This is a genomic window from Neoroseomonas lacus (assembly GCF_014644535.1).
GTDB lineage: Bacteria > Pseudomonadota > Alphaproteobacteria > Acetobacterales > Acetobacteraceae > Neoroseomonas > Neoroseomonas lacus.
Genome location: NZ_BMKW01000004.1, coordinates 308,103 through 329,008, shown reverse-complemented (window position 1 = coordinate 329,008; position 20,906 = coordinate 308,103). Strand labels below are relative to the sequence as shown.

Here is a 20,906-nt window from a genome sequence, read left to right as displayed (position 1 = left end):
AGCACGGTTCAGTTGATGGTGATCTGCGCCTCGCGCACCACGGGGCCCCAGACGCGCGCGAATTCGACGTGGACCTGCTGGTATTCCGCCGTGGAGACGATGCGCCCCAGCGGATAGAGACCGGCCGCGATCAGGCGCCGCTCGGTGTCGGCGTCAGCGAGTACCTGCTGCATGGCGGCATGCATCTCGGCGACGATCGCGGGCGGCATGCCGCGTGGGCCGGAAATGCCGGTCCAGGACGAGACGGTCAGCGCCGGCAGGCCCAATGCGCGATAGGTCGGCACGCCGGGCAGCGGTGCGAAGGGCTCGGCGGTGGACACGGCAATCGGCTTGACCTGGCCTGCCTCGATCGCGCCGGTGGTGCCGGCGAGCGGGGTCAGGAAGCAGTCCACCTCCCCCGCCATCGTCGCCTGCAGGCCCGGGCCGGTGCCTCGATACGGCACATGCACCCAGGTGCCGCCGCTGAGCTTCGCCAGCATCTCGCCCTGCAGATGCTGCATGCCGCCGGCGCCGGAACTGCCGTAGGTCACGCCGCCGGGGCGCGTGCGCGCGGCCTCGCGGAGTGGCTCGAAGCCGGTGAAGGGGCTGTTGCTCGGCAGCAGCATCACCGTCGGCGTGTCGGCGACCATGGCGATATGGGTGAAGTCGGCATCACCATCATAGGGTTTCGGCGTCATCGCCAGCGGCACGATGCCATTGGGCGAGGTGTTGGAAATGCCGATCACGCTGCCATCGGGCGGTGCCTGCACCAGCATGCGCGTGCCGATGGCCCCGGACGCCCCGGCACGGTTCTCGATGACGATGGCACGGCCGAGCCCGGCGGCGAGGCCCGGCTGGATGATCCGCGCCGTGGTGTCCGAGGCGCCACCCGGCGCGAAGGGCACGATCAGGCGAATGGTGCCTGCCTGCGCACGCGCCAGATTCGGCGCGGCGAGGCAGGCTGTGGCGATGGCGAGGACAGAACGACGCTGCATGGCACGCTCCCGACATGGTGCAATTGTGTACAAAGCAATGTCGGGGCCAGCGCCGGCCAGGCCGGATCATACCAATGGCATGAGGCATTGCCCCATGCCGGGGCCGCGAATGCGGCCGGCCGGAAGTCCGGCGAAGCCAGGCAATCAGGAGGTCGCGCCCGGCGTTTGAGGGTTTGGGAAGGCCAATACCGGAGGTCGAAGCAATCGGCCGCTGGTATCAGTGCGGCGCGGATTCCAGGAATTCAAAGCCCATGGTGCGCGCGTGGTAGTGCAGCCCGCCATCCTGCACGATCAGGAAGCGTGCCTGCACCGGGCCCGCATTGTGGTGCGAATGCGGGTCGCCGGGTGGGGTGACGAGGGTGTTGCCGAGGCTCCAGGGGCGCGGCGTGCCGGCGATCATGGAATGGCAGTGTTCCCCTTGCAGCACCAGGGTAATCGCCGCGGAGTTGTGGCGGTGAGCGCGCTGGTGTTCGCCGGGCGGCAGGGTGTTGAGCGAGAGGGTCAGGCTCGGCGTGATGTTGCGCCAGGCCTCCAGCCCGTCCGAGGAGAAGATGACGGCGAGGCCCGAAGTACCGGGATTGGTGGTGCAGGCACCAATGAGGGCGAGTTGGCGTTCGATCTCGGCGGCCGGGTAATGAACGGGCGCGATGGTGGCCGGGTTTTCGCGCAACGCTTCGAAGGCGAGCATCGGATCATTGCCGACCAGCCAGAGCACCGTGTGGTCGCGCGCGGTTAAACGCTGCGCGCCACCGGGCAACAGAAAGACGTCACCCGGCCCCCAGGCGAAGTCAAGCGTGGTGCCGGTGCCGCGCAGCACATAGCCGATCAGGCCGGTGCTGCTGGTGTCGAGGGTGAGCGTCTCGCCGGCGCGGATCACCGCGTAGCGGGCGAGGAGGAGCGGCGAGGTGGCGGGGAAGGCGCAGCCGATAGCGTCGGATTGGTCGCAGAGCAGCACGCCGGTGGGCGCGCCGGGAGCGAGGGCGGCGGCAGCGATGGCAGCGAAATCGGCGGCGGGGACCGGTGGCAGCTTGATGTTGAAGGCGTTACCGGAATTGAAGAAGCGGGCGCGCGCGGCGGCAGCGCTGGCGGGCAGGGCCGGAAGTTGGACGGGCAGGTCGGCCATGTCGGTCATGTCGTCAGCTCCTTCACGACGGATGCAAGCAGTGCGGCGCCGGCCTGCACATCGGCGGGTTCGGCCGATTCCTCGGGCGAGTGGCTGATGCCGCCGCGGCAGGGGATGAAGATCATGGCCGACGGGCAGAGCGGGGCCATGTGGCGCGCGTCGTGGCCGGCGGCGGAGAGGATCGGCATGGCGCCGAGGCCGAGGTGGTCGGCGGCCTTCGTCAGGCGGTCGCGCAGGTCGGGGTCGAAGGTGTTGGAGGGGGCGTCGACCAGGCGCGTGACGGTGACGGCGCAAGGGGCGGCCTCGGCCTGCGCGGCGGCTTCGAGGCGCGTGCCGTAAGTCTGCAGGGCGGCGTTGTCGGGGTGGCGGAGGTCGATGCGGATGGTGACGCGGCCGGCGATGACGGAGGGGGCGTTGGGCTGGACCGTCACGCGACCGATGGTGAATTTCACGATGGGGTCGGCATCACCGACATCGCGCTGCATGCGGGTGGCGATGCGGGCGAAGGCCATGACGGCGTCGCGGCGTTTCGCCATGTCGAGGGTGCCGGCGTGGCCTTCCTCGCCCTCGATGGTGATCTCCCAGGTGATCTTGCCCTGAATGCCGGTGACGATGCCGAGCGGCAACCTTGCCTGTTCCAGCAAGGGACCCTGTTCGATGTGCGGCTCGATGTAGAAGGCCGGGGTGAAGCCGAGCGCGCGATGCGGCAGGTCGGGGAAGGCGGCGTGCAACGTGTCGAGTGCCTCGCCCACGCTGACGCCGGCGGCGTCGCGCGCGGCGCGGATGGCGGCGAGGTCGCGCAGGCCGATGAAGGCTTCGGAGCCCATCATGCCGGGGGCGAAGCGGCTGCCCTCCTCGTTCATCCAGGCGACGACGGTGATGTCGCGCGCGGGGGTGGTGAGGTCGGTGGCGGCTTCGAGGGCTGCCAGCACACCGAAGGCGCCGTCGAACTTGCCGCCATTCGGTTGGGTGTCGATGTGGCTGCCGATCAGCGCCGGCGGCAGGGTGCGGTCGCGGCCGGGGCGGGTGAGGAAGAGGTTGCCGGCGGCGTCGGTCGACGGTTCGAGCCGCGCCTCTTCAGCCCAGGTGAGGAGGAGGCGCCAAGCGTCGACCTCGCCGGAGGACAGCGCCTGGCGGTTGACGCCGCCGTCGCCGCGGGCGCCGATCTCGGCCAAGCGCATCAGGCGTTGCCAGAGGCGGGTGTCGCTCATGTGGTGCGCATGATCTGGCCGGGCAGCGCGCGCGGGTCGCGGCGGCGCCAGCGGCCGGCTTCGACCTGGGCGATGAAGGATGCGAGCAGGGCGTTGAAGGCGTCGGGCTCTTCCAGGTTCAAGGTGTGGCCAGTCTTGGGGAAGACGGAGAGGCCGCAGGCGGGGATGGTCTTCTTGAGGAAGATGCCGGGTTGCAGGCAGTGGTCGTCCTCGTCGCCGACGATGACAAGGGTGGGGACGTCCATCGCCTTGAGTTCGGCTTCGAGGTCCCAGAAGGAGGGGCGGCGCGCCTGCACGCCGCGCATGGTCAGCGCCGCGCCCTGGTCGGAATGGGTGGCCAGGCGGTCGGCGAATTCGCGCCAGCCGCGCGGGTCCTTGTCCTGGAACTGCACGCGGCTGGCGCCCTCGGCGTAGATGGGGGCGAAGGCGCGGGCGCCGTCCTTTTCGAATCGGTCGGCGACTTCGAGGGAGACGCCGCGGAAGTAGTCCTCGTGTTCCTTCTCGCAGCCATAGCCGGCGCCGGCGACGGTGAGAGAGAGGGCGCGGTCGGGGTGGCGCAGGCCGAAATGGACCGTGGCGAAACCGCCCATGGACAGGCCGACGATGTGGGCCTTGGCGATGCCGTGGGCGTCGAGCACGGCGATGGCGTCGGCCACCGCGATGGCCTGAGAGTATTGGTCGACGTTGGCCGGCACGTCCGAGGGCGGGTAGCCGCGGGCGGCGTAGGTGATGCAGCGATGGCGACGGGAGAAATGCCGCATCTGCGGTTCCCAGCTCGCATGATTGCCGCCGAATTCGTGGATGAAGAGCATCGGCGTGCCCTCCCCCGCTTCCTCATAGTGCAGGCTGATGCCGTCCGGCGTGGTGATGCGCGGCATGGTGCGGTCCTTCAGAATTGCGGCGGCAGGTCGTTGAGGCTGCGCGCCGTCTCGACCAAAGCGGGCAGGCGGTCGGCGAGCTTTTCCGCCCAGTCGCGCGGGACGGAGGTGCTGACCTTGATGAAGCGATGGCCGAAGCGAGCGGTGTGGTAGCTGCCCTGGCGGATCATGATGCCCTCGCGGTTAGCGGCTTCGACGAGGGCTTCGGGCTTGAGGCTGCCGGTCTCGATGACGATGAAATTGCCGTGGGAGGGCCAGACCGGGACGGAGAAGCCGGGGATGGCGAGGGCGGCGTCGCGGATCAGCGCGTTGTTGGCGCGGGTGGTGGCACGGACGGTCGCCATCCAGTCGGGCTTCACGGCGAGGCCGGCCAGCGCCGCGCGTTGCGCGATGACGCTGGCGCCGAGCACGCCGGTGGATTGCGCGGCGAAATCCTCCAGCATCGCGGCGGGGGCGACCAGCGCACCGATGCGCAGGCCGGCGAGGCCGAGCCATTTGGAGAAGGAGACAGAGACCACGGCGTTGTCGGGAGCTTCCAGCAGCGCGGGGTGATGGTCGTCGGCGAAGTCGCGGTAGGTGCAGTCGTGGACGAACAGCGCGCCGACATCTTTCGCGATGGCGGCGAAGGCGGCGATCTCGTCGCGCGTGTAGCGGATGCCGAGCGGGTTGTTGGGATCGACGATGTAGATGATGGCGGTGCGGGCGTCGCAGGCGGCGCGCAGGGCGTTGGGCGTCAGGCGGTAGGCGCAGGCGGGATCGTAGATGGGGATTTCGATGACCTCGGCGCCGGCCTGGCGGGCGAAGAGGCAGGGCCATTTCCAGGTCGGGTCGGTGGTGACGAAGGTGGTGCCAGGGCGGCAGCGGGCGCGGCAGACCAGGGCGAGCGCGTTGACGCCGCCCTCGGTGACGAGGGCTTCGGCGCCGGTGACACCGAGATCGGCAGTGATGGCGGCGCGCAGGGCCTCGAAGCCGAGTGGGGGCGCGTAGGCGTTGAACTCGGCGGCGTCGATCGAGGCGTGCATGGCGGCGAGGACGGCCGGGTGCGCGGGGATGTGGTTGGTGTTCTGGCCCATCCAGGCGAGGCCTGGCGTGGCCGTCAGCGTGTCGAAGTAGCGGTTGCGGGTCAGCGCGCCGGACATCAGATCACCGAACCCCGCGCGGCGATGCCGCCATCGATGGTGACGACGGTGCCGGTGATGTAGCCGGCGCGCGGGGAGGCCATGAAGGCGCAGAGGTCGGCGGTTTCGCGCACGGTGGCGGGACGTTTGCCGGGGTACTTCGCGTAGAGTTCTTCCCATCGGGATTCGTCGCCGAGCATGTCGCGCGCCTTGATGCGCATGATCTTCAGCATGCGGTCGGTGGCGACGGGGCCGGGATTGATGCCGACGACGCGGATGCCGTCATCGAGGCTACGGCCGCCGATCGCCTTGGTGAAGGACATCAGCGCGGCATTGCCGGTGGAACCCGCGAAATACGCCGCGTCCCAGTTCTCGCCGGAATTGCCGATGACGTTGATGATGACCCCGCCGCCCTTGGCCATCATGCGGGGGTAGAAGCAGCGGGTGAGCGTGATGTAGCCGAAGACCTTGAGGTCGAAGCCGCGGCGGATGGCGTCGTCCGTCACGCTGTCCAGCGGGCCGGCGGGGATGTCGCCGGCGTTGTTGATCAGGATGTCGGAGTCGGCGGCGGCCTCGGCGAGGGCTTCCATCGCTGGCGTCGAGCCGAGGTCGAGCGCATGCACCGTGACGCGGACCCCGTGGTCCGCACGCAGCCGCGCGGCAGCTTCCTCCATCGCCGGGCCGTTGCGAGCGGCGAGGTGGAGGTGGCAGCCCTCCTCGGCCAGCACCTCCGCACAGCCGAGGCCGATGCCCTTGGAAGCCCCGGTGATGAGGGCGGTCTTGCCGATGAGGTCGAGCTGCAAGGGTCTCTCCGCGGAGGTTATGTATACGTGGGACAGGCAAGCCGCATACCAGAACTCAGTCGAGGCCGGCGATCAGGTCCAGCAGGTTTTCGCCGAGCAGGGTCAGGTGCGCGCGCATGGCCCGGTGGGCGGCCTCGGGGTCGCGGGTGAGGATGGCGTGCATGATCTCCTCATGCTCGCGGATGGTGTCCTCGATGCGGGTCGGCATGTGGGTGACGCGGCGGCGATAGGCGGCGACGCGGTTGCGCAGGCGGCGCGTTTCATCGGCCAGGAAGGCGTTGTTGGCGGTCTCGTAGATGGCTTCGTGGAACTCGGCGTTGACGTCGTAGAAGGCGTCCACGCCGGCCTCGGCGGCGACGATCAGACGGCGGTGGATGGCGCGCAATACTTCGGCCTGCGGCGGGGTGACGCGGCGGGCGGCGAGGCGGGCGCAGAGGCCTTCGAGTTCACCCATGACCTGGAACATTTCGATCAGCGTCTGGGCGCCGATGGTGCGCACCACGGCGCCCTGGCGTCCGCGCAGTTCGACGAGACGGTCGGCCGCGAGCAGGCGGAATGCCTCGCGCACCGGGGTGCGGGAACAGCCGTAGCGTTCGGCGATCTCCTGCTCGTCCAGGCGGCTGCCGGGTTCGATGCGGCCGGCGGCGATCTCGGTCTCCAGGCGGCGGTGCAGCGTATTGGCGAGGGTGGCGGGGAATGGCTCGACACGGGCCGAGGGGCGCCCCCTTTCTGGCCATTCTGCACGCCCGACTGCCTGTTTGCTGCGCATTTGTATTCCAACGCCCCAATCTTGTGTGCACGAACCGCCATTTATGTATTCCACAAACCACCCCCGTGCCGCCAGTATCAATGCAAGGACGGAAGGCGGGGCTTTGCAGACCACCACCACAGCGCTGCTCGAGATGCAGTCGATCGGCAAACGCTTCGGCGCCGTGCAGGCGCTGGACGGCTTCGCCATGGATGTCGAGCCGGGCGAGTTCGTCACCGTCGTCGGCCCGAGCGGCTGCGGGAAAAGCACGCTGTTCAATATCGTCGCCGGGCTGGAAGAACCCGACGAGGGCGGTATCCTGCGCTTCAAGGGGCGTGGGTGCCATGCGAAGGAATTGCTGGGCCGCGTCTCCTTCATGCCGCAGCGGGATTTGCTGCTGCCCTGGCGCAATGTTGTGGACAACGCGATCCTGGCCCGCGAGATCGAGGGCGCGAACCGCGCCGCGATGCGCGCCGAAGCCCGCGCCATGCTGCCGGAATTCGGCCTGGCGGGGTTCGAGAAGCAGTATCCGCACCAACTTTCAGGGGGGATGCGCCAGCGCGTGGCACTGATGCGCACCTTCCTGTTCGAACGCGAGCTGATGCTGCTGGACGAACCCTTCGGCGCGCTCGATGCGCTGACGCGCAGCATGATGCAGCGCTGGCTGCTCGATATCTGGCAGCGGCATCGGCGCACCATCCTGTTCATCACCCATGATGTGGATGAGGCGATCTTCCTCGGCGACCGCGTGCTGGTGATGACGGCGCGGCCGGGTCGCGTGAAGCTGATGCGGAAGGTGGAATTGCCGCGGCCGCGCAAGGCGGAGCTCGTCACATCGCCGGAATTCACCGCGATCAAGCGCGAAGTGCTCGATGCGATCGAGGAGGAAGCCATGAAGTCCTTCGTCGCGGAGACCGCCGCATGACCCCCGCCGAAACGGAAGCCCGCATCAGCCTCGCCGCCTGTTACCGGTTGGTGGCGCGGCTCGGCATGGATGACGTGATCTACAACCACATCTCGCTGCGCGTGCCGGGCGAACCCGGCGCCTTCCTGCTCAACCCCTATGGGTTGATGTTCGGGGAGATCACGGCGTCATCGCTGGTGAAGATCGATATCGACGGGCGCAAGCTATCGAACAGCCCGCATGAGGTGAATGTCGCCGCCTTCGTCATTCATGGCGCGCTGCACAAGTCACGCGAGGATGCCGCCTGTGTGCTGCACACCCACTCGGATGCCGCACTCGCTGTCTCGGCGCAGAAGGATGGACTGCTGCCGCTCAGCCAGTTCGCCATGCGCTTTTACAACCGGCAAGCCTTCCACGATTACGAGGGCGTGGCGATCGACCTCAATGAGCAGCAACGGCTGATCGCCGATTTCGCCGACCATCCGGTGATGCTGATGCGCAACCACGGCATGCTGACGCTCGGCCGCACGCCGGGCGAGGCCTTCATGCTGCAATACTATTTCGAGCGCGCCGCGAAGATCCAGCTGATGATGCAGGCCTCCGGCGTGCCGATCATCGCACCGCCGCATGACGCCTGCGAACACGCCGCGCGGCAGTTCTGGGACCTCAAGGGCGACATCAGGATCCCCGGCGAGCGCGAATGGCCGGGCTTCCTGCGCCTGCTCGACCGCGAGGACCCGTCCTATCGCGACTGACCCTTTCCCCCAAGGAGCCACCACGATGAACAGGCGTCATCTTCTCACCGGCCTCGGGGCGGCGCTCGCCCTGCCCGCCATTCCCCGCGCCGGCGCGCAGACGCTGACGCGTGCTACGCTGCGGCTGAAATGGCTGACCCAGACGCAGTTCGCCGGCTTCTACGTCGCCGTGCAGAAGGGCTATTACCGTGAGGCGGGGATCGACCTGACGATCAACCCCGGCGGGCCGAACCTGCTGACGGAGAACCTGGTCGCCTCGGGTGCCGACACCTTTGGCCTGTCGGGCGGCACGGACAGCGTGTTTGCCGCGCGCGAACGCAGCCTGCCGATCGTCTGTACCGGCGTGATGCATCAGCAGACGCCCTTCGTGTTCGTCGCTCGCGCCGATGGGCCGATCCGCACCCTGGCGGATTTCCGCGGCAAGACCATCACCACCTGGTTCACGGGGGCGAATTTCGTGCTGCTCGGCATGCTGGCCGAAGCGGGGCTCCGGCCGACCGATTTCACCATGCAACCGCAGCAGGTGAGCGTGACGCCCTTCGTGGACGGGCAGATCGATGTCGTCACCGCCACGCGCTACAATGAATTCTATACGCTGATGACGCGCATGGGGCGCGACAAGTTGCGCGTCTTCGTCCCAGACGACCACGGCATCACCTTCCCGCGCGACACCGTCATCGTCAGCGAGCAGACCGCGCGCGACAAGCCCGACATGGTGAAGGGCTTCATGCAGGCGTCCATCCGCGGCTGGCGCGATGCGTTGCGCGACCAGAAGCTCGGCGTCGATACGGTGATGGCGGTCGCCCCCACACTGGCCCGCCCGCATCAGGAATTCATGCTGGAGGAAGCCGGCAAGCTGATGGTCGCCGGCCCCGCCGCGACCAACGGACTGTTCTGGGTGGACATGCCGACCATCCAGAAGGCGCATGACTTCTTCCTACGCAACGGGGTGATCAAGGCGCCGCTCGACCTCGCCGCGGCCTACAAGCCGGATGTCCTCGCGGGCATCCCCCTCGCCGACCGGATGGCATGAAGGCATCGCTGCGCCTGGCCGGCGGGCTGCTGCTCGCCGGTCTTATCTGGGAAGGCGCGGTCGTCGTCTTCGGCATCCGGCAATCCACCCTGCCGCGACTGACCGAGGTGCTGGCGGCGATCGCCGCCACCCCCGGCGCCTATTGGAGCGGCTTCCTGCGCACGGCGATCGAAACGCTGATCGGCTTCGCCGCCGGCACCGTGGTGGGTGTGGCGAATGGGCTGATCTTCTTCCGCGCGCCGATCCTGCGCGACATGTTGTTGCCGATCTTCGTCGTCTCGCAGACCATTCCCGTCATCGCCTTCGGCGCGCTGGTGGTGATGTGGTTCGGCAATACGCTGATGGCCAAGGCGGTGATCGCCTTCTACCTGACATTCTTCCCCGTAACCGTGAACACGCTGCTCGGGCTGCATTCGGTCGATCCGCGGCAGGTGGCCCTGCTGCGCAGCTTCGGCGCGACGGGCCGGCAGATCCTGTTCCGGCTGCAATTGCCGATGGCGCTGCCGCAGATCTTCGTGGCATTGCGCCTCGGTGCCTCGCTCAGCCTGGTCGGGGCCATCGTTGGCGAGTGGTTCGGCGATACCACCGGCATCGGTGTGCTGCTGCTGCAGGCGATGTACAACGAGAACGTCATCGCGGTCTGGGCGGCGATCCTGTGCGCGGCGGTACTCGGTACGGGATTCTATGCGCTGGTCGCCCTGGCCGAACGGCGCATCGTGTTCTGGGGGGCGGAGCAGTGACGCGCCATCGCGGCACCCTGCGCGGCATCCTCGGCGGCGTGCTGCTGCTGACCGTGTGGGAGGCCGTGGCGCGGGGCTTCTCGCTGCCCGCCTATACGCTGCCGGCAGTCAGCGACATCCTGGCCGCGGCCTGGCAGCACCGCGCCGTGCTCGCCGCCGCCGGCTGGATCACGGCGCAGGAAGCCTTGGCCGGCTACGCGATCGGCACCATCGTGGGCATCGGGCTCGCCGGGCTGCTGGTGGTCGCACCGCTGCTGCGTGGTCCCGTGCTGCCCACCGCCATGGCGATCAATTCGGTCCCCGTGGTGGCCTGGTCGCCGCTGGTGCTGCTGTGGCTCGGCGTCGGCATGGGATCGAAGATCGCCATGGTCGCGCTGGCAGTGGGTTTCACGGTGTTCCTCAGCGCGCTGGCAGGGTTCGACCGGGTGGACCGGCGCAGCGTGGACCTGATGCGCAGCTTCGGTGCCGGGCCGGCCGGCGTGTTCTGGCGGCTGCGCCTGCCGGCCGCATTGCCGCTGATCGCGGCGGGGATGCGCGTCGCGACCGTGCGCAGCCTGATCGTGGCGATCGTGACGGAGATGCTCGGCGCCTATGGCGGGCTCGGCTGGGTGATCTACCAGTCGGTGACGCTGATCGACTTCGTGCAGGTGTGGTCGGCGATTCTGGTGGCCTCGGCGATCAGCCTCGCCTTCTTCGGGCTGGTTGGCGCGATCGAACGACGCGTGATCTTCTGGCGGTGAGCGACATGGCGCGACAGATGCATCTCGGCCTGTTCATTCTCGGCACCGGCAGCCATGTGGCGGGCTGGCGCTATCCGGGGGCGGTGGACAGTTTCCAGGACATGGCGGCGATCCGTGCGATTGCGCGGGAGGCCGAGCGCGGCCGCTTCGACATGATCTTCATGGGGGACAATCTCTACGCCGATCCGGGCGCGCATCCCTCCTACACGGTGCGTCTGGAACCGCTGACGATGCTCGCCGCACTGGCGGGCAGCACGACGCATATCGGCTTGGGGGCGACGGTCGCGACGACCTACAGCGACCCCTTCACCGTGGCGCGCGCCTTCGCCTCGCTGGATCATATCAGCGGCGGGCGGGCGGCGTGGAATGCGGTGACCGGGGCCAGCCCGCAGGCGGCGCCGAATTTCGGCAAGCTGCATCCGAACCACGCGGAGCGTTATGCGATCGCCGGCGAATTCGTCGATGTGGTGCGCGGCTTGTGGGATTGCTGGGCGGATGACGCGATCGTCGCGGACCGCGCGACCGGCGTCTATGTCGATCCGGCACGGCTGCGGCGGCTGGATCATGCGGGGCCGCATTTCGCGGTGCAGGGGCCGTTGAACATCGGGCGCTCACCGCAGGGGCGGCCGGTGGTGTTGCAGGCGGGTGGGTCGGCGCCGGGGCTCGACCTCGCAGCGCGAACGGCCGATGTGGTGTTCTCCGTCGTGCAGGATTTCGACGAGGCGCGCGCGCAATACGCCACGCTGAAGGCGCTGCTGCCGCGCCATGGCCGCCGCGCGGCGGATGTCACCGTGCTGCCCGGCGTAATGCCGGTGGTCGGGCGGACCGAGCGCGAGGCCTTCGATCGCCTGGCCACGCTTCAGGGTTTCATCGATTCCCGCAACGCGCTGCAATTGCTGTCGGACCGTTTCGGCACGGACATGTCGGCCTATGACCTCGACGGCCCGGTGCCCGACCTGCCGCTGCCGGACACCTATCATTCCTTCTCCCGCGCCGTGTTGAACAAGGCGCGACGGGAGGGGATGTCGCTGCGCGACGTCTACAACCTGATCGCCGCCGCGCGCGGACATTGGGTGCTGTGCGGATCGGCCGAGACCATCGCCGACACCCTGCAGGCCTGGTTCGAGGGCGGCGCGGCGGATGGCTTCAACATCATGCCGCCCTGGTTCATGGAAGGCTTCACCGATTTCGTCGACCTGGTGGTGCCGATCCTCCAGGCGCGCGGGTTGTTCCGGCGGGAATACGCGGGGCCGATGCTGCGCGACCAGCTTGGCCTGGCACGGCCTGAGCGGGTCTGACACGCGCTGCCCGGTGACGCGATGGCGCGCCACCCCCACATAGGCACAAATGCGTGACACTGCCCTGATCTGGTTCCGCCAGGATTTGCGCCTGGCCGACAATTCCGCGCTCGCCGCCGTGCAGGAGCGCCCCGTGCTGCCGGTCTACGTCCTGGAGGACGGACCATGCGCGCCGGGCGGGGCGGGGCGCTGGTGGCTGCATCACAGCCTGGTGGCGCTCGGCCGGTCGCTGGCCGAGCGCGGCGCGCCGCTGGTGCTGCTGCGCGGCGACCCGCGGCAGGTCATCCCCGAGCTTGCCGCGCGCATCGGTGCCAATGAGGTGCATGCCGGCCGGCAGACCGAACCTGCCGCCCGCCGCCGCGATGCGGAAACCCACGAGGCGCTGGAGCGGGCCGGTCGTCGGCTGGTGCTGCATCGCAATGCGCTGCTGCATGAACCGCATCTGGTCCGGACCGGGGCGGGGGCGCCGTTCTCGGTCTATACGCCCTTCTCCCGCGCGGTCTTTGCCGGGCTGGAGGGGTTGCCGCCGCCCCAGCCCGCCCCCGATGCGCTGACGCCGGCGCCCGCTGCGCCGGAGGGCCTGGCGGAAGCGGCCTTCGGCCTGCTGCCGGCCCCGCCAGGGCCTGATTGGGCTGCCGAATTCCCGGCCCATTGGACGCCCGGCGAAGCGGGTGCGACCGCACGGCTGGCGCAGTTCCTGCGGGACGGTCTCGCCACCTATGCCGATCGGCGCAACCTGCCGGCGGCCGAGGCGGGCACCTCGGGCCTGTCGCCGCACCTGCATCTGGGCGAGGTTTCGCCCCGGACCGTCTGGCATGCGGCGAAGGCCCAGGGCGGCGCGGGGCTGGAGACCTTCCTCAAGGAGATCCTGTGGCGGGAATTCTCCCACCACCTCCTCTGGCACCGGCCCGAGATGCCCGAGGAACCCCTGCGCCCCGCATACAAAGCCTTCCCCTGGCGGCACGACACCGCGATGCTGGCCGCCTGGCAGCGCGGCCGGACTGGAGTCCCGATCGTCGATGCCGGAATGCGTCAACTCTGGCGCAGCGGTTGGATGCATAATCGGGTACGGATGATCGTCGCCTCCTTTCTGGTGAAACATCTGCTGCAGCCGTGGCAGTCGGGCGAGGCCTGGTTCCGGGACACGCTGGTCGATGCCGACCTCGCGGCCAATGCCGCGTCCTGGCAGTGGGTCGCCGGGTGTGGGGCGGATGCTGCGCCCTATTTCCGCATCTTCAATCCGGTGCTGCAGGGCGAGAAATTCGATGCCGAGGGCGCCTATATCCGCCGCTGGTGCCCCGAACTGGCGCGGCTGCCGGCCAAATTCATCCACCGTCCGCATGAGGCGCCCGAGGTCATCCTGCGCGGCGCCGGCCTGCGCATCGGTAGCGACTACCCCGCGCCGATCATCGACCTCGCCGAGGGGCGCGCCCGCGCGCTGGCGGCCTTCGCCGCCATCAAGGGTGCCGAGCCGGCGTGAACCCGACACCCGACAGCCTCCGCGCGGCAGGCTTCACCGGGTTGCGGGTGGTGGGCGACGTGCATGGCGACATTCGCGGCTTCACCGCCGCGGTGGCCGGGGCGGAGGCGTCGCGGCTGTTCCTCATTCAGCTCGGCGACCTGACCGATCACGGGCCGGACAATGCCGCCGTGCTGCGCGCGATGTTCGCGGTGATCGATGCCGGCCGCGGACTGTTCGTGCTCGGCAACCATGACCACAAGCTGCGCCGCGCGTTGATGGGCCAGTCGGTGCGCATGGAACGCGACGGGCTGGGCCGCACGCTCGACCAGATCATGGCGGCGCCGGACGCGGCGACGCTGAAGGCGCGGGCCATCGCCGAGATTGGCCGCGCCCCGGCCTGGCTCGGCCTCGGGCGGCTGCTGTGCGTCCATGCGGCTTTCCATGACGGCATGCTGCAACACCCCTCGCCGCCCGACGCCGGGGAGGCGCGGCCCGAAGGCCTGGTCGGCCGCGCCATTTTCGGCCAGGTGACCGGGCGGCGCGGTGCCGATGGCTTCCCGATCCGCCTGACCGGCTGGGTGGACCGGATCCCGTCCTGGCTGACCGTGCTGGTCGGGCATGACAACCGGTCGCACGATGGGCGGCCGGTGACGATGACCGGGCTGCGCGGCGGCCAGGCGATTTTTCTCGACACCGGCGCCGGCAAGGGCGGCGCGCTGGCCTGGCAGGACTTCAGCCTGGCCGAGGCAGGGCTTGATTCACCGCAAGGACCGCCTTTTTTCGTCGCCGTCTGATGGCCGTCATGACACCCGACCACAATCGCCGCACCGCCGCCTTCGCCTTCCCCGTGAGGGCGAGGATGAGGCCGTGGGACCCGGTCAGCGCCGGACCCACCGCCCATGTGATCGAGGCCGGGCCCGCTTTGCCGTGTTGGGCGGCGATAGGCCGCGCCACCGGACTGCGCCTGGTGTAAGCTCGCGCGGCCATGCGACATCCCACCAAATTGCGGCTCGCCCTGCCGGTGCGGGCGGGGCGGCAGGACACCGCTGCCGAACGCCGCGTCGATGCCGCCATTCTCGGTTCCGGCCTGGTCGCGGCGATCATCGGTTGCATGGTCATCGCGCTGATCCTGCCGGCGGATGCCCCAGCCGGCCCGATTGCCGCCCTCGCCTTCTACGGCGTCGCGCTGATCGCGATGCTGGGCTTCGCGCTGGCCTACAACCTGGCGCGAGGGGAACGGTCGCGGGCCGTGCTGCGGCGGCTCGACCATGCCGCGATCTTTCTGATGATCGCCGGCACCTACACGCCCTTCGCGCTGGTGGCGATCGGCGGCAGCTGGGGCTGGTCGCTGATCGCCTTCGTCTGGGCCGGGTCATTGGGGGGCATGGTGCTGAAGCTCGGCTGGCCGCACCGCTTCGAGCGCGCCTCGATCGTCGCCTATCTCGCGCTGGGCTGGGCGCTGCTCGGTGCGCTGCCGGCGATGCTCGAACGCGTGCCGACGGGGGCGCTGGTGCTGCTGGGCGTCGGCGGCCTGATCTACAGCGCCGGCATCGCCTTCCATGTCACGCGACGCATGCCGTTCCAGAACGAGGTCTGGCATTTCTGCGTCGTGGCGGCGGCGGGCTGCCACTTCGCCGCGGTGGTGGTGGCGGTGCTGCCGGTGGCGTGATCAGCTCCAGAGGCGCGGGCTCGCCAGTTCGCCGGCGATGCGTTCGGCGGCGGCCTCCAGCAGCGCCTCGCCCTTCGCCGCAGATGCCGAACGCGCATCGCCAATCACGCCCGAGGGGGTGACATCCTTGAAGGAGCGGCGGCGGATCATCGCCGCGGGCTGGCCTTCCGGGCGCGTGGAATGCGGGCCGTGGGCGTCGGGCAGCCGGTCCAGGCGCACGGCTTCGGGCAGCAGCGTCATCACCATCGAGGTCTCGGCCTCGCAGGCATGCATGACATTGGACTGGCGTTCGAGGATCGGGGCAAAGGCGTCGCCGGCGAGGTGCCAATAGGTGCCGGCGGCAACGGCGACGCCGAATTCGCTCTGGCATTCGCCGCCGACCACGGCAACCGCCTCGGCATTGCCGCCATGGCCGTTGAGCAGCATGACGCGCTTGAAGCCGGCGCGGGCGGCCGAGCGCACCACGCCCTTCAGCACCGCGGCGAAGGCCGCGTAGTCCAGGGTAACGGTGCCGCCGAAGGGTATGTGATGCTCGGCGAGGCCGGTCCAGACGCAGGGCATCACCACCACCGGATGGCCTGCCCCGGCCATGCGGCGCGCGACGCGCTGCGCGACGCCAGTGGCGCAGATGATGTCCACGCCGGTCGCCAGATGCGGGCCGTGCTGTTCGAGCGAGGCGACCGGGACGATGACCAGCGCATCCTCGGCCGCGCGGGCGTTCAACTCGGCGAAGGTGAGCTTCATCCATTCGATCTCGGTGTCGGTCGCCATGGTCGTGTCCTCTCGCATCGGCTGGCGCGGAAGATGCCGCCTGGGCGGTCAGGCGTCGAGGGTGGCCAGGAAGCGCGCCGCCTCGGCCCGCAGCGCGGCACGCTTGCGCGGATCCATCTTCGCCAGGCTGCGCAGCGGCATGGCCATGCGCGGGTTGGTGGCGAAACGCTCGGCGTGGCGGGCGATAAAGTCCCAATAGAGCGCATTGAAGGGACAGGCGCGCGGGCCGGTCGCCTGTTTCGGGTCGTGCGCGCAGCCGACGCAGTAATCCGACATGCGGTTGATGTAGGCGCCGGAGGCGGCATAAGGCTTGGACGCCATGACGCCGCCATCGGCATGGATCGCCATGCCGTGGGTGTTGGGCAGTTCCACCCATTCGACGGCGTCGGCGTAGACGGCGAGATACCAGGCATTCACCTCGGCCGGGGCGAGGCCGGCGAGCAGTGCGAAATTGCCGGTCACCATCAGGCGCTGGATGTGGTGGGCATAGGCGAGGAAGCGGGTCTGCGCGACCGCCTGTTCGATGCAGCGCATCGAGGTGGCCGCGCCCCAGTAGAAAGCAGGGAGCGGGCGGTCGGCGCCGAGCGCGTTCTCAGCCGCGTACCCGGGCATGAGGTGCCAGTAGAGGCCGCGCACATATTCCCGCCAGCCGAGGATCTGGCGGACGAAGCCTTCCACCGCATTGAGCGGTGCGCGACCTGCGCGCCAGGCGTCCTCCGCCGCGCGACAGGCTTCCATCGGGTCGAGCAGGCCGATGTTCAGGCTGGGCGCGATCAGGGCATGGAACAGCGTCGGCTGCCCGACCGCCATGGCGTCCTGGTAGCCGCCGAAGCTTGGCAGCCGTTGGCGAATGAAGTCGTCGAGCGCGGCGCGCGCCTCCTTCGCGGTGACCGGCCAGGCGAAACCCGCCACATCGCCGAAATGCGCGCCGAAGCGCTCGGCGACGAGGGCGATGACCTCGCGGGTGATGTCGTCGGGGGCGAAACGCAGCGGTGCGGGCGGCACGAGGCCCTTGGGCAGGGCGGCGCGGTTCTCGGCGTCGTAGTTCCATTGTCCGCCGACCGGGTCGTCGCCTTCCATCAGCAACCCGGTCTCGCGCCGCATCTCGCGGTAGAAGAACTCCATCCGGTATTGCTTGCGCCTTGCCGCCCAGGCGCGGAAGCGCGGCAACGGACAGAAGAATCGGGTGTCCTCGCGGATCTCGACCGGCACGCCCGTGGCGTCCTGCCAGCCCTCCATGCCCTGCAACACGCGCCATTCGCCCGGATGAGTTGCCACGATGCGCACGGGGCGGTGGCGCCGCGCGGCGCGCTGCACCTCGCCGGTGAAGGATTGCGTGTTCGCCGGGTCGTCGAGCCGGATGTAGTCCACCCGCACGCCCCGCGCCGAGAGGGCACGCGCGAAATGGCGCATCGCCGAGAGGAACAGCACGATCTTCTGCGGATGGTGGGGCACATAGGTGCATTCCGCCTGCACCTCCATCATCAGCACCGTGTCGCGCGCGGGGTCGAGGTCCCGCAGCGAGGCAAGGTCGCGCGCACATTGGTCGCCGAGGACCACGCGCATCGAGCCGGCGGTCATGGCGTCCCCACCCGCGGCGACGCGTGACGGCGCGTCACCCGCGCGTGCGGACGGTGGACCGCCCGCCATCGACCGCGAAGACCTGGCCGGTGATCCAGCCCGCCGCCGCCGACAGCAGGAAATCCGCCAGCGCGGCGGAATCCGCGCCCTCGCCGAGGCGCGGGATGGGGTGTTGCCTGGCGATCGCCTCGGCCATTTGCGAGTTGCCGATCAGCGGCGCCGCCATGGCGCTGCGGGTCAGGGAGGGGGCGATGCAGTTCACCCGCACTGCCGGCGCGAGTTCGGCCGCGAGGGCAACGGTCAGCCCCTCCACCGCCCCCTTGGCGGCGGCGATGGCGGCATGGTTCGGAAAGCCGGCCCGCGCCGCGATGGTCGAGAACAGCACCACCGCCCCGCCGGCGGTGACCAACGCCTCCTGCGCCGCTTGCACGGCGATCGCGGCCCCCAGCGCATTCAACCGGAAGGCGTCGAGGAAATCGGCCTCGGTCGTGCGCTTCAGCGGCTTCAGTGCGATCGAGCCGACGCAATAAGCGAGGCCGTCGATGGCCGGCCCGGCCCCGGCCAGCGCGGCGCGCAGCGCGGCGGGGTCGGTCGCATCGGCCGCGACGGCGAGGCTGCCGGGCAGCTCCGCCGCGAGGGCGGCCAGGCGCTGCCCGTCGCGCGCCACGAGGACCAGCCGGTCGCCCTGCGCCGCGCGACGGCGGGCGAGCGCCGCCCCCACCGCGCCGGTCGCACCGATCACCACCATCGTTCCCACCATGAAACTTCCCCCACCATCAAGCCACGCGCAGATGGGGACGTATCGGCGATGCGCGAGATGTCATGCCGGCAGCCGCGACAGGGGCGACGGTCCATGGCAAGATGATGAGGATATGCGTCAGCTCCTCCTCCTGCGTCATGCCAAGTCGTCCTGGGACGACCCGTCTCTCCCCGACCATGCCCGCCCGCTCAATGCGCGCGGGCGACGTGCCGCGACAGCGATGGCGGCGGCCATGCGCGACCTCGGCCTGTCGCCCGATGTGGTGCTGGTGTCCTCCGCGCGGCGGACGCTGCAGACGCTTGAGGCCATCTCGCCCTTCGCCGACAGCCCGCTGATCGAGCCGATGGACGACCTTTATCTCGCTCCCGGGCCCCGGCTGCTCGAATTGCTGCGGAAGTCGCCGGAGACGGCGCGCAGCGTCCTGCTGATCGGCCATAATCCGGGGCTGCACGACCTGGCGCTGTCGCTGGCCGGGCCGGCGGCGATGGCGGGCAGCGCGGCGGTCGCGGCGCGGCGCATGGCAGAGGGCTTCCCGACCTGTTCGCTGGCGGAATTCGTCGTGGCCACACCCTGGCGCGACCTGGCGGAGGGCGGCGGACGGTTGGTGCGCTTCCTGGTGCCCGCGGACCTGCCGGAGACCGTGCTGTGACCAGCGAGGCCAGCCCAGCGAGCAGTAGCCGGGCGCCCGCGCCGGAGGCTGACGCCGAACCTGCCATACTCCCCGTCGCGCCGCCGCCCATGACCGTGGCAGTGGACAGCGTGACGCTTGATTTCGAATTGCCGGCCGAGGCGGCAGGTCGCCTGCGGCGCTTGCCGGCGATCGCCGCGCTGCGCAGCGGCCGCGCCCGCGGGGCGACGACCTCGACCATGTGGTTCGATACCGCCGATGGCCGGCTCGCCGCCGAGGGGCTGGTGGTGGAAACGCCGGCGCGGGGGCCTCGGCTGCTGCTGCGCACCCTGCCCGAAGCGACCGAGACCTGGCATCCGGCCCGCCCGCCCGCCGTGCTGCGGCGCCTGGCGCCTGACGAACTGCCCGAGGAGGCCGGCGGCGACGCGCTCGCCGCCATCGCCGCCTTCGCCGGCCGCCAACAGAGCTTCCGGCTGGATAGCCCCCATGGCGCCGTGCAGGCAGTGCTGCAGGATGGCAAGCTGCGGAGCCTTGCTACGGAAAAAGCGGCGGCGCGGCTGTCGCTGAGCGGGCCGATGCCGGCGGTGCTGGCCGCCGCGCGGGGCATCGCGGCCGAACTGCCCTTGCTGCCGCCGCTTGCCGCGCTGGCCGAGGAAGGGCGCGCCCTGGCGATGAGCCTGCCGGCGCGGGCGCATCGCCTGGGCGCCCCTGACACCTCCGCCGCGACCACCGCCGAGGAGGCTTTCCTCGTCGCCGCGGGCCATCTGGTCGAGGTGGTGCGCCAGCAATCCGCCCGCATCCGGCAGGACGCGCCGCCCGAGCCGGTGCACCAGACGCGCGTCGCGCTGCGGCGGCTGCGCTCCGTGTTCCGGGTGTTCCGGGCGACGACGGATTGCGCCGTGCTGCGCACGCTCGACGGCAAGTTTCGCGACGTGCTGACTGTGCTGGGCCCGGCGCGGGATTGGGATGTCTTCCTCGGCGGCATCATCCGCCAGGTCGAGGCCGCCTTCCCGGAGGAAAAGCGCATCGCCGCGCTGCGCCGTGCCGCCGAGGCGCAGCGCCGCGACGCCTATGCCGCCGTCCTGGCCATGCTGGGCGGTGCGCCTTGGCGGCTGCTGCTGATCGATGCGGTGGAGATGCTGCTGACCCGGCCCTGGCGGGACGGGGTGGAACCGGAGCGGCTGGCGATGCTTGGCGCCCCGGTCGCCGAGTTCGGCCGATCGGTGATGGACCGGCGCTGGCACAGGCTGCGTCGTGCCGGCGGGGATTTCGAGGCGTTGCCCGCCGAGGCGCTGCATGAGCTGCGGCTCGACGGCAAGCGCCTGCGCTATGCGGCTGAGGTCTTCGCGCCGGTGTTCGGCGCCAAGGCGGGCCGGCGTTTCCTGCGCCGCGTCGCCGCGCTGCAGGAAGGGCTGGGGTTGGCGAATGACGCCGCGGTGGCGCGCGGCCTGGCGGCCAAGCTGGCCAAGCCTGGCGATGGCGGACGCGCCTGGGCAGTCGGCGTGATCGAGGGTTGGAGCGAGGCGCGGGTCGTGGCAAATCGTGGCGACGCGCTGCAGGCATGGCGGCAGTTGCACGGCCGGGATCGTTTCTGGTCAGAAGGTTAACCGCAATTCTTACGGCAGCGTTTAGGCCGTCGGCGCCGCAACGCAGGATTGCAATTGAAAAACCTTCGCGAGCCCGGTTGCGGCCCACCATCGGGTCGGTCTA

21 protein-coding genes are annotated in these 20,906 nt (G+C 69.8%); 11 read left to right on the top strand and 10 right to left on the bottom strand.

The annotated features are described in order from the left end of the window. Window positions 1–8: 8 nt before the first annotated feature. From IEY36_RS10140 to IEY36_RS10110, 7 genes are all read right to left on the bottom strand, one after another. Window positions 9–974 (bottom strand): Bug family tripartite tricarboxylate transporter substrate binding protein, encoded by a 966-nt coding sequence (locus IEY36_RS10140; RefSeq protein ID WP_188966932.1) that lies wholly within the window; start codon window positions 972–974, stop codon window positions 9–11. A gap of 217 nt (window positions 975–1,191) precedes the next feature. Then, entirely contained in the window at window positions 1,192–2,106 is a 915-nt protein-coding gene (locus IEY36_RS10135) for a cupin domain-containing protein (RefSeq protein ID WP_188966931.1), read from the bottom strand. Beyond that, entirely contained in the window at window positions 2,103–3,308 is a 1,206-nt protein-coding gene (locus tag IEY36_RS10130; protein WP_188966930.1) for a hydantoinase/carbamoylase family amidase, read from the bottom strand. The genes IEY36_RS10135 and IEY36_RS10130 overlap by 4 nt, the downstream gene beginning before the upstream one ends. Continuing rightward, window positions 3,305–4,186, bottom strand: a complete 882-nt coding sequence (locus tag IEY36_RS10125; RefSeq protein ID WP_188966929.1) for an alpha/beta fold hydrolase — start codon at window positions 4,184–4,186, stop codon at window positions 3,305–3,307. Before IEY36_RS10125 ends, IEY36_RS10130 begins: the two co-directional genes overlap by 4 nt. Before the next feature lie 11 nt (window positions 4,187–4,197). Next, entirely contained in the window at window positions 4,198–5,325 is a 1,128-nt protein-coding gene (locus tag IEY36_RS10120; protein ID WP_188966928.1) for a pyridoxal phosphate-dependent aminotransferase, read from the bottom strand. Further along, window positions 5,325–6,107: an SDR family oxidoreductase gene (locus IEY36_RS10115; RefSeq protein ID WP_188966927.1), complete on the bottom strand. Its 783-nt coding sequence runs from the start codon at window positions 6,105–6,107 to the stop codon at window positions 5,325–5,327. The genes IEY36_RS10120 and IEY36_RS10115 overlap by 1 nt, the downstream gene beginning before the upstream one ends. A gap of 55 nt (window positions 6,108–6,162) precedes the next feature. Next, complete coding sequence (locus IEY36_RS10110; protein ID WP_188966926.1) at window positions 6,163–6,876, bottom strand: GntR family transcriptional regulator; 714 nt, start codon at window positions 6,874–6,876, stop codon at window positions 6,163–6,165. A 103-nt stretch (window positions 6,877–6,979) separates the two neighbouring features. On the opposite strand from IEY36_RS10110, the gene IEY36_RS10105 reads away from it, so the two are divergent. The 9 genes from IEY36_RS10105 (at window position 6,980) to trhA (ending at window position 15,456) form a co-directional block, all read left to right on the top strand. Beyond that, window positions 6,980–7,780: an ABC transporter ATP-binding protein gene (locus IEY36_RS10105; RefSeq protein ID WP_229681235.1), complete on the top strand. Its 801-nt coding sequence runs from the start codon at window positions 6,980–6,982 to the stop codon at window positions 7,778–7,780. Next, window positions 7,777–8,514 (top strand): class II aldolase/adducin family protein, encoded by a 738-nt coding sequence (locus IEY36_RS10100; RefSeq protein ID WP_188966924.1) that lies wholly within the window; start codon window positions 7,777–7,779, stop codon window positions 8,512–8,514. The genes IEY36_RS10105 and IEY36_RS10100 overlap by 4 nt, the downstream gene beginning before the upstream one ends. Before the next feature lie 25 nt (window positions 8,515–8,539). Further along, complete coding sequence (locus IEY36_RS10095; protein WP_188966923.1) at window positions 8,540–9,547, top strand: ABC transporter substrate-binding protein; 1,008 nt, start codon at window positions 8,540–8,542, stop codon at window positions 9,545–9,547. After that, the gene (locus IEY36_RS10090) at window positions 9,544–10,287 is read left to right on the top strand and encodes an ABC transporter permease (RefSeq protein WP_188966922.1); all 744 of its coding nucleotides are present in this window, start codon (window positions 9,544–9,546) and stop codon (window positions 10,285–10,287) included. The genes IEY36_RS10095 and IEY36_RS10090 overlap by 4 nt, the downstream gene beginning before the upstream one ends. After that, window positions 10,284–11,027, top strand: coding sequence for an ABC transporter permease (locus IEY36_RS10085; RefSeq protein ID WP_229681234.1), 744 nt, complete (start codon window positions 10,284–10,286; stop codon window positions 11,025–11,027). Before IEY36_RS10090 ends, IEY36_RS10085 begins: the two co-directional genes overlap by 4 nt. Before the next feature lie 5 nt (window positions 11,028–11,032). Next, a complete protein-coding gene (locus tag IEY36_RS10080; RefSeq protein WP_188966921.1) occupies window positions 11,033–12,325 on the top strand; it encodes an LLM class flavin-dependent oxidoreductase in 1,293 nt (430 codons plus the stop codon). A gap of 49 nt (window positions 12,326–12,374) precedes the next feature. Continuing rightward, on the top strand, window positions 12,375–13,805 hold the full coding sequence (locus IEY36_RS10075) for a cryptochrome/photolyase family protein (protein WP_188966920.1): 1,431 nt from the start codon (window positions 12,375–12,377) through the stop codon (window positions 13,803–13,805). Beyond that, window positions 13,802–14,581: a metallophosphoesterase gene (locus tag IEY36_RS10070; RefSeq protein WP_188966919.1), complete on the top strand. Its 780-nt coding sequence runs from the start codon at window positions 13,802–13,804 to the stop codon at window positions 14,579–14,581. Before IEY36_RS10075 ends, IEY36_RS10070 begins: the two co-directional genes overlap by 4 nt. Window positions 14,582–14,772: 191 nt before the next feature. Beyond that, on the top strand, window positions 14,773–15,456 hold the full coding sequence (trhA, locus tag IEY36_RS10065) for a PAQR family membrane homeostasis protein TrhA (RefSeq protein WP_188966918.1): 684 nt from the start codon (window positions 14,773–14,775) through the stop codon (window positions 15,454–15,456). Here trhA and IEY36_RS10060 read toward each other — a convergent pair whose 3' ends face one another. The 3 genes from IEY36_RS10060 to IEY36_RS10050 are packed head-to-tail and all read right to left on the bottom strand — an operon-like array spanning window position 15,457 to window position 18,568. Further along, window positions 15,457–16,227, bottom strand: a complete 771-nt coding sequence (locus IEY36_RS10060; protein WP_188966917.1) for a creatininase family protein — start codon at window positions 16,225–16,227, stop codon at window positions 15,457–15,459. Between the two features lie 48 nt (window positions 16,228–16,275). Further along, window positions 16,276–17,808, bottom strand: a complete 1,533-nt coding sequence (locus tag IEY36_RS10055) for a cryptochrome/photolyase family protein (protein ID WP_188966916.1) — start codon at window positions 17,806–17,808, stop codon at window positions 16,276–16,278. Between the two features lie 34 nt (window positions 17,809–17,842). Continuing rightward, complete coding sequence (locus IEY36_RS10050; protein ID WP_188966915.1) at window positions 17,843–18,568, bottom strand: SDR family NAD(P)-dependent oxidoreductase; 726 nt, start codon at window positions 18,566–18,568, stop codon at window positions 17,843–17,845. Window positions 18,569–18,680: 112 nt separating this feature from the next. Between IEY36_RS10050 and IEY36_RS10045 the strand changes: the two genes are divergently transcribed. Both IEY36_RS10045 and IEY36_RS10040 read left to right on the top strand, forming a co-directional pair. Then, a complete protein-coding gene (locus IEY36_RS10045) occupies window positions 18,681–19,217 on the top strand; it encodes a SixA phosphatase family protein (RefSeq protein WP_188966914.1) in 537 nt (178 codons plus the stop codon). Window positions 19,218–19,306: 89 nt separating this feature from the next. Then, window positions 19,307–20,803, top strand: coding sequence for a CYTH and CHAD domain-containing protein (locus tag IEY36_RS10040; RefSeq protein ID WP_188966913.1), 1,497 nt, complete (start codon window positions 19,307–19,309; stop codon window positions 20,801–20,803). Window positions 20,804–20,906: the final 103 nt, after the last annotated feature.